Below are 7,612 nucleotides of genomic sequence, written 5' to 3'. Positions count from 1 at the left end.
ACTCCGGCGTCCTGCTTCCCCGGCGGGCGCGGTATACGGAATGAAGGCTAGCGAACCGCGAATTTTGCGATCATGCATGGCACCGGTGACGCGCCGTCAGCCGTGGAAAGCCTGATCGACAGTGACGCTCCCGGGTGCGCCGCCTGCGGGGCCCGGCGCCGCGTTCCGCACGCCACCGCCCGCAACGCCCGCTGGTGCCGTGCCGGCGACCCGGACGGGTACGCGCCCGGTGGATACTGACCGGGCGGCGGCGGCCCGGGTGGATACGTGGCCGGCGGATGCTGGTCGACGGCAGGCGCGATGGCGACGACCCAGCCCACGACAGTCCAGAGTCCAGCCGAGGAGTGTGCCCCGCGGGGCGCGTTCAGGGGGTTTCGCCGCCGAGGGAGTCGGCGAGGGCGGTGAACTCGGCGAGGGCGGCCTGGAGGTCCTCGACGATCTCACGGGCGATCAGCTCGGGGGGCAGCAGGCTGTCGGCGTCGTCGAGGGCCGGGTCCTTCAGCCAGGTGATGTCGAGGTTGACCTTGTCGCGGGCGATCAGGTCGGCGTGGTCGAAGGCGCGGAAACGTTCGGACTCGACCCGCTCGTCGTGGGGCTTGCCGGGCAGGTAGGCCTCGACGAAGTCGTCGAGGTCCGCGCGGCGCAGCGGGCGCTGTTTGAGTGTGAAGTGCCTGCCGGTGCGGAAGTCGTACACCCACAGCTTCGAGGTGTTGTGGCCGCCGCCGCCGCGGGGCGGCTTCTTCTCGAAGAACAGGACGTTGGCCTTCACCCCGCCGGCGTAGAAGATGCCGGTGGGCAGGCGCAGGAGGGTGTGCAGGTCGAACTCCTCGAGCAGCCGGCGGCGGACCTTCTCCCCGGCGCCGCCCTCGAACAGCACGTTGTCGGGCAGGACGACGGCGGCCCGGCCGTTCATCGCCAGCAGCGACATGATGTGCTGGAGGAAGTTGAGCTGTTTGTTGGTGGTGGTGGCGCGGAAGTCGGCTCGCTCGTAGGAGATGTCCTCGCGTTCGGCCCGGCCGTCGGTGCCGACGACGGTGATCGCGGACTTCTTCCCGAACGGCGGGTTGGCCAGCACCAGCGAGGCGTGCCGGCGGGGCTGCTCGGCGAGCGCGTCGGAGACGGTGATCAGGGATGGGCCGTCGGCGTCACCGATGCCGTGCAGCAGCATGTTCATCGCGGCGAGCCGGGCGGTCCCGGTGACGAGTTCGGTGCCCCAGATCTTTCCCGCGCCGAGGGAGAGCCGGTCCTCGCGGGAGATGTCGTCCATGTGGTGGGTGCGGATGTAGTGGTGGGCGGCGATGAGGAAGCCGCCGGTGCCGCAGGCCGGGTCGGTGATCGTGTCGGTGGGGGTCGGCTGGGTGACGTCGACCATGGCGTCGATGAGGGCGCGGGGGGTGAAGTACTGGCCGGCGCCGGTCTTGGTGTCCTCGGCGCCCTTGGCGAGCAGGCCCTCGTAGGCGTCGCCCTTGAGGTCGGTGCCCTGGATCGTCCACTCCTCCCGGCCGATCAGGTCGATGACGAGCCTCTCCAGCAGCGCGGGCTCGGTGATCCGGTTCTGCGCCTTGGCGAAGATCGTGCCGAGGGTGGTGCCGGCGTTCTTCGCCAGCGCCTCCAGGGTCCGCCGGTAGTGGACCTCCAGGTCGACGCCCTTGAGCCGGGCGAGCGCCTTCCAGTCGAACGCGGCCGGGACGACCGGCCGGGCCTCCTCCTCGGTGAACGGGTCACTGGCGATCTCGTCGGCCATCTTGAGGAAGAGCAGATAGGACAGCTGCTCGACGTACTCGATGGTGGACAGCCCGCTGTCCCGCAGCACGTTGCAGTAGTTCCACAGCTTCGCGACCAGCGAGCTGGTCTGCGCATGTGCCTGAGCGGGGGAAGCGGGAGTCACAGCTTAAGCTCCTGTTGAACAGCATCAGCGGGGACGGACGCCGCGCCTGCAAAGGCCGACGGCCCATCGACTGTAGCCGCAGGTTTGCGAGGACGACGGGCGGCACGTCTGACCCCGCCCTTGCCACCCCGGGCACCCTGAGCCTCACGCTCAGCCCGAATCCGCTCCAACAACACGGATGCCGGCTCATCAGCCGAATCCTGCGGGACGAGTTCGCCGCTGAAGGCGCGGGCGAGGATCGCACGTCGGAGAGCCTTCGATCTCTTCGTCGCCTGTTCCGACAGTCTGGCCGTGGCAGCGAGCATCGAGAGCTGTCCCTCGATGCGTTCCAGGATGGCAGCCTGCTCCTCGGGCGGCGGGACCGGAACCGGCAGCTGCTTGATTTTCGACAGGCTGATGGACGCCAGGTTCACGCTCTGCTTGCCGTTGGCCTCGAACCAGCGGGCGGCACTGTTCGCATACCAGGAGAGCAGCTTTGGATGAATGATGTTCTCGCGAATCCGGGCGCGAAACACATGGTTCTGGTGGATCACGCCGGGGATCTGCTCCTCCCAGACCCACCCGCGCCCCAGCTTGTCGCGGTCCCCGCCCTCGTTCAGGAGAACGTCACCCGCCCGCAGCGCGAGCTGCGCGGCTTTCGCCGCCGGCACGCGAATCATCGCAATCTTGGAAAGATCCAGCCACCCTCGCTGGACGTTCGCCACCCGTAGATAGGGAACCTCAGGAAAATCGGGGTCGGACTGCTTCTTCAGGTCCTTGGTGATCCCGCCGACGACATCGGCGATCTCCCCCAGCCGCAGCCACGTCCAAGAGGCTGGGATTCGGGGGAGCAGCCCGTCATCCGTTCCGCCCGGTGTGGGCGGGGCCGCGGCGGGCTCGCCGGTTGGCACGTCATACCCATAGGCGATGGCTGAGACGGCTTCTTCAAGATGTCGGGCCCGGACGGTGGCCCGAGCGACCAGCCGCTCGGCGCTGTCGAGGCGGGAGAGGTGCTCTTCGAGGGATTCGACGATGCGATGCTGCTCCGCGAGTGGGGGCAAAGGAATGCGTGTTTCACCAAGAAATTTCGCGGGAACACGGCGTAGGCCGACAGCGCCCGACATGCTCCGCTCGGCCGCCGCACGAAAGCTGCGCTGCAAGAGGTAGTGAAGTATGTAACGGTGAGAGACTTCTTCTGAAGGTCGCAGAACGTGAAATTCGGTACTACCAACCCCTTTTTTGTCGCGCAAGCCAGATGCTATCGCGATCTTTCCGTTCTCCATACACGGAGTAACTTTGGCGAAAAGTATATCGCCTTCCTGGAATCTCGTGTACGTCTTCTTTTCAACCTCTGCCCACGCCCGCTCGGCGGACGCGTCGATCAGTCCTGTTTCAGCCTCGACCGCCGCCATGGGGACGAAGGATATTTTTTCGTCAGGCGCAGGTTGAGTCTCCCACGTACGTGGGTTGATTTCACAGATCTGATCAAGTGGAATCCAGATCCACCCACTCGGCAGAGCTGAAAATTCGATGGCACTCAAGCCAGTTCTCGATTCAGCTCGGCCAGGAGGGAGCGGGCGTTGCGGTTTGGGAAGGCGTGGGCGAAGCCGCGGCCGCCGCCGTGGGCCTTGAAGGGCTCGTGCCTGAAGTCGTCCGGGCTGATGCCGGCGCCGGTGGCGACTACGGTGCGGATGGAGTGGAGCCACCAGAGCTGGTCGTCGGTGAAGGCTGCTCCGGTCTGGTGCTGGCGGTGTAGCCAGGTGTCGAAGCGGTCCTCGACCGTTGCCCGGTACGGGCGGAGCTGTTCGTCCACGCCCAACTCATACCTGATGAGCGAGATCAGGTCGGGGATGCCCGCCTCGCGCCCGTCGGAGCGGACGGCCACACCAAGATCCTCGTAGTACGTCCAGAGTACCTGGGGTGACCAGGCGTAGTGGGGGCGGCGGATTTCCGCGTTCAGTGACCGCAGCGCCTCGTAGGCTTCCGCGGGCGCGGCCGAGCGCGGGCTGGTCAGGGCGATGGTCACCGCGGGGAGGCGGTCGCGTTCCTCCCGCAGCAGCCGGGCCCAGCGGGCGATCTGCTCGCGGGCCCGCTCCGCGCGGGGGATCTCGTGGACCCTGGTCACCTCGACGGCGGTGGTCTCGTCGATGACGTAGTCCTTGTCGCGGCGGATCTCGATGATCTGCCGGCGCAGCTCGGGGCTGCCCGTCAGCGGCGCGATCGCGTCCTCGACGAGCTGCCGGGCGGCCGCCTTGCCGCCGTCGGCCAGGGCTTCTTCCTGCCGGTCCGGGTCCACCGCCCGCACGATGGCGCCGGCGATCTCGGAGAGGGTCCGGCCGCCCGCGGCCCTGGTCAGGGCGTCGCGTTCCCCGGTGGTGAGCTGCTGGTTGAGGCGAGCCAGCCGGCCGGCCAGGATCTCGGCCTCGCTCAGGGCGATCGACTTCGTGCCGGCCCTGTCCAGCAGCTTCGCCAGCGAGACCTGCCGTTCGGTGGCGGCGGCCAGGGGCTTCGCGTCGACCAGCGGGGAGTCGGTGACGCCGACCGCGTCCACCAGGATGAAGCGGTCCTTGCGGACCGTCTCGTCCGCGTCGGGGGTGACCTCCTGGAGCTCGGTCGGGTCGATGGTGCGGGCGCCGCGTCCCTTCATCTGCTCGAACAGCACCGCGCTGCGCACGTCACGCAGGAAGATGACGCACTCCAGGGCCTTGACGTCCGTCCCGGTGGCGATCATGTCGACGGTGACGGCGACCCGCAGGCGGGGGGAGGTGCGCAGGGCGCGGATCAGCTCGTCCGGGTTCTCCCCGGCCTGCCGGCTCTTGTAGGTGATCTTCTTGGCGAAGTCGTCGCCGCGTCCGAAGATCTCCTTGACCTGGGCGAGGACGTCCTCGGCGTGGTCCTCACCGACCGCGAAGATCAGAGTCTTGGGGAGCTCGCGCCGGTTCGGCGGGAACCAGCTCCGCCAGCTGTCCCGGTAGGCGGTGAGCACCGCGCGGATCTCGTCGACGGCGACCACCGACCGGCCGATCTGGCTGGTGGTGTAGGTGAAGTCGTCGTCGAGCTCCTGATAGCGCTGCCGGCGGGTCTTCCTGTCCCGGACCCGCACGGTGGTGCCCGACTCGATCGTGGCGACGCCCTTCTCCCGCAGGTCGGTGTGTATGCGCACGACGTCGAAGTCGACGTTCACCCCGTCGGCGACCGCCTGCTGGTAGGTGTACTCCGACACCAGGTTACGGTTGAAGAAGCCAAGGGTCTGCTGGGTCGGGGTGGCGGTCAGGCCCGCCAGATGGGCGTCGAAGTAGTCCAGGACGCCGCGCCACAGGCCGTAGATGGAGCGGTGGCACTCATCCACGACGATCACGTCGAACGCCTCGACCGGGACGGCCGGGTTGTAGGCGACCTCGGCGGGCTGGTCCAGCGCGTACGGCTCGTAACCGGCCCCGCTGGCCCCGTTGGCCCCGTCGGTCTCGTCCGCGTCGTCGGTCTCGATGTCGGGGAGCTGCTCGCCGCGCAGCAGTGCGTACATCCGCTGGATCGTGCAGATGACCACCGAGGAGGTGTCCTGCAGCCCCGCCGGGCCGAGGCGGTCGATGTTGTAGAGGTCGGCGAGGCGGCGGCCGTCGTCCGGGGTGGTGAACCGGCGGAACTCGTCGTGGGCCTGGCGGCCCAGGTTGGTGCGGTCGACGAGGAACAGGACCCGGCGTGCCCCGGCGTGCCGCAGCAGCCGGTAGGTGGCCGCCACGGCGGTGTAGGTCTTGCCGGCGCCGGTGGCCATCTGGATCAGCGCCCGCGGCCGGTCGTCCCCCAGAGAACGTTCCAGGCCGTTGATCGCGTCGACCTGTGCCGGGCGCAGCCCGTTCGGTTCCAGCTCGGGGAGCTGGCGCAGGGCGGCCCGCCAGGTCGGGGCGTCCGGGTGCTCGCCGGCGCGCCGCATCCAGGCCGCGACGGTCTCGGGCCGGTGGAAGGTGAAGACCGCCCGGGAGCGGGCGTGCGGGTCCAGCCGGTTGAGGAAGTAGCTCTCGGTGCCGGTGGTGGCGTAGCGGAAGGCGAACGGTTCGGACTCCCGCCAGACGGCGTTGCGGTGCCGTTGGAGGACGCCGGCCGCGTACCGGTCGTTCTGCTCGACGGCGCTGGAGAGATGGTCGCCCTCACGCTTCGCCTCGATCACGCCGACGATCCTGCCGTCGACGTAGAGGACGTAGTCGGCGCGGCCGGTGGCCAGCGTGAACTCGCGGACCGCCACTCCCTGACCGGCCGCGGGATTGACCTGGTCGCGGTCCTGAACGAGCCAGCCGGCCTGGCACAGCATCCCGTCGATGGCGGCCCGGGCCTGCGTCTCGTTGAGCGGCGCCGGGCGCTGGGCGCGCTGGATGATGACCTCGCGCTGCCGGACGTCGACCTGACGGGGCTGCTGGCGGGTGGCCTCATAGCTGGCGTGCTGGGTGTCGCGGAGCCGCTCGAGCCGGGCGGTGAGCTGTTCGACGGTGTCGAGGAGCTGCCGGCGGTTCGCGTCGGCGCTGGCGATCAGCCGTTCGGCCTCGGCGCGGGCCCGCCGCTCGGCGTCCAGCGCGCTGGTGGATTCGGCGAGCCGCGTACGGGCCTGGGTCAGTGCCTGCCGATGGCCGGCGAGGGCCTCGCGCAGCTCGGCCAGCTCGGCCGGGTCTGTGATCGTGGCACCGTCGCCCGGGTCGGTGGGTGGGACGAACTCGGCGATCGTCCGGCGGCCGGAGACCGCGTCGTGGAACCAGATGCCCAGCTGGTAGCAGATCCGCACGGCGACCAAGGCGCGGGTGCTGTCGAAGAGGTACTCGTGGGCGGCCCTGTTCCTGTCCCGGCGCAGCCGGTCGAAGTCGGTGCGGACCCGGGCGCTGAGCACACCGGCCTTCGTCAGCGCCGCGAGCCGGTCGACCTGCCGGGTGCCGTCGAGCCGGATACCGATCCTGGCGATCATCTCTTCGGCCAGCACCTCGCCGAACTGGCCGGACTGGATCAGCGACGCGTTCGGGTTGGTGAACACCGTCGCCTCGGCGAAGGCGCCGTAGACGGCCAGCAACGGCTGGAGCGGATACAGCGGCCCGAAGTTCGGCGACCCCTTCGCGGCCCCACCGAGCCGCTCGTCGACCAGCACCATCCTCGCCCTCGCCCCCGCCCAAGGCCACCAGCAAGCCCCTAACCATACGAGACCCCGGATACCGGCCCACTATCACCTCAACCCCGCAAACCCCCCGGCAGGACAACAGCATGACCACACTCCTGGCCAGAGCGGACCCCGCCGTCGCCGGCCACAACATGCACCCCGCGACCGACGACATAACGGCTTACCCGCCGACCGGCCCCGCGCGTGCGAGGAGGTGGGCGGCCTGCTCGGCAAGCCTGGCGAGCAGCGCGGTTATCTCGTCTGCCGTGGACTCATAGCCGCCGCTCACGCGGTGACCAGGTCGCGGGCGGGGACGAAGATGCTGAGTTCCTTCAGGAAGCCCGGGGTCCTGGCGATGACCTGCTCGCGGGTGAGGAACGGATGGTCGGGAATCCACGGCTCCGGCAGGCGCCTGGGCTCGCACCATGCCGGCGGTCTGACACCAGCCTGATCGAACTCACGGCGTGTCAGAACGGCGAGCAGGGTGTCGAATCCGGCGCTCCCGGTGGTCGGCGGCGCGGCCTTCCAGCCGGAGACCGCGGGATCGCCGTCCTTGAGGAGCATGCCCAGATGGTCGCGGCCCTGGGGGTGACCCGCGCGGTGGCCACCTG

Annotated in this window: 4 protein-coding genes and 1 pseudogene; 1 reads left to right on the top strand and 4 read right to left on the bottom strand. The window is 69.2% G+C overall.

Annotated features, from left to right (window positions below):
* Nucleotides 1-72 precede the first annotated feature (72 nt).
* On the top strand, nt 73-240 hold the full coding sequence (locus NBX02_RS14760) for a hypothetical protein (RefSeq protein ID WP_250291783.1): 168 nt from the start codon (nt 73-75) through the stop codon (nt 238-240).
* Nucleotides 241-364: 124 nt separating this feature from the next.
* On the opposite strand, the gene NBX02_RS14755 is transcribed toward NBX02_RS14760, so the two are convergent.
* The 4 genes and pseudogenes from NBX02_RS14755 to NBX02_RS14740 all read right to left on the bottom strand — a co-directional run.
* The gene (locus tag NBX02_RS14755) at nt 365-1,888 is read right to left on the bottom strand and encodes an HsdM family class I SAM-dependent methyltransferase (RefSeq protein WP_250291780.1); all 1,524 of its coding nucleotides are present in this window, start codon (nt 1,886-1,888) and stop codon (nt 365-367) included.
* Complete coding sequence (locus NBX02_RS14750) at nt 1,885-3,408, bottom strand: restriction endonuclease subunit S (RefSeq protein WP_250291778.1); 1,524 nt, start codon at nt 3,406-3,408, stop codon at nt 1,885-1,887. Before NBX02_RS14750 ends, NBX02_RS14755 begins: the two co-directional genes overlap by 4 nt.
* Complete coding sequence (locus NBX02_RS14745) at nt 3,405-6,995, bottom strand: type I restriction endonuclease subunit R (RefSeq protein ID WP_445548442.1); 3,591 nt, start codon at nt 6,993-6,995, stop codon at nt 3,405-3,407. Before NBX02_RS14745 ends, NBX02_RS14750 begins: the two co-directional genes overlap by 4 nt.
* A 291-nt stretch (nt 6,996-7,286) precedes the next feature.
* Nucleotides 7,287-7,612, bottom strand: a pseudogene (locus NBX02_RS14740) (XRE family transcriptional regulator); the annotation flags it as partial.

The organism is Protofrankia sp. CiP1_Cm_nod1 (assembly GCF_920888515.1).
In the GTDB taxonomy this organism is placed as follows: domain Bacteria; phylum Actinomycetota; class Actinomycetes; order Frankiales; family Frankiaceae; genus Protofrankia.
The sequence above is the reverse complement of the archived record's forward strand: the minus strand, read 5'-3'. Positions and strand labels throughout refer to the sequence as shown.

Excerpts from the sequence above, each read along its gene's own strand:
- NBX02_RS14760 (WP_250291783.1), top strand. The coding sequence starts at position 73 with ATGCATGGCACCGGTGACGCGCCGTCAGCCGTGGAAAGCCTGATCGAC.
- NBX02_RS14745 (WP_445548442.1), bottom strand. The coding sequence starts at position 6,995 with ATGGTGCTGGTCGACGAGCGGCTCGGTGGGGCCGCGAAGGGGTCGCCG.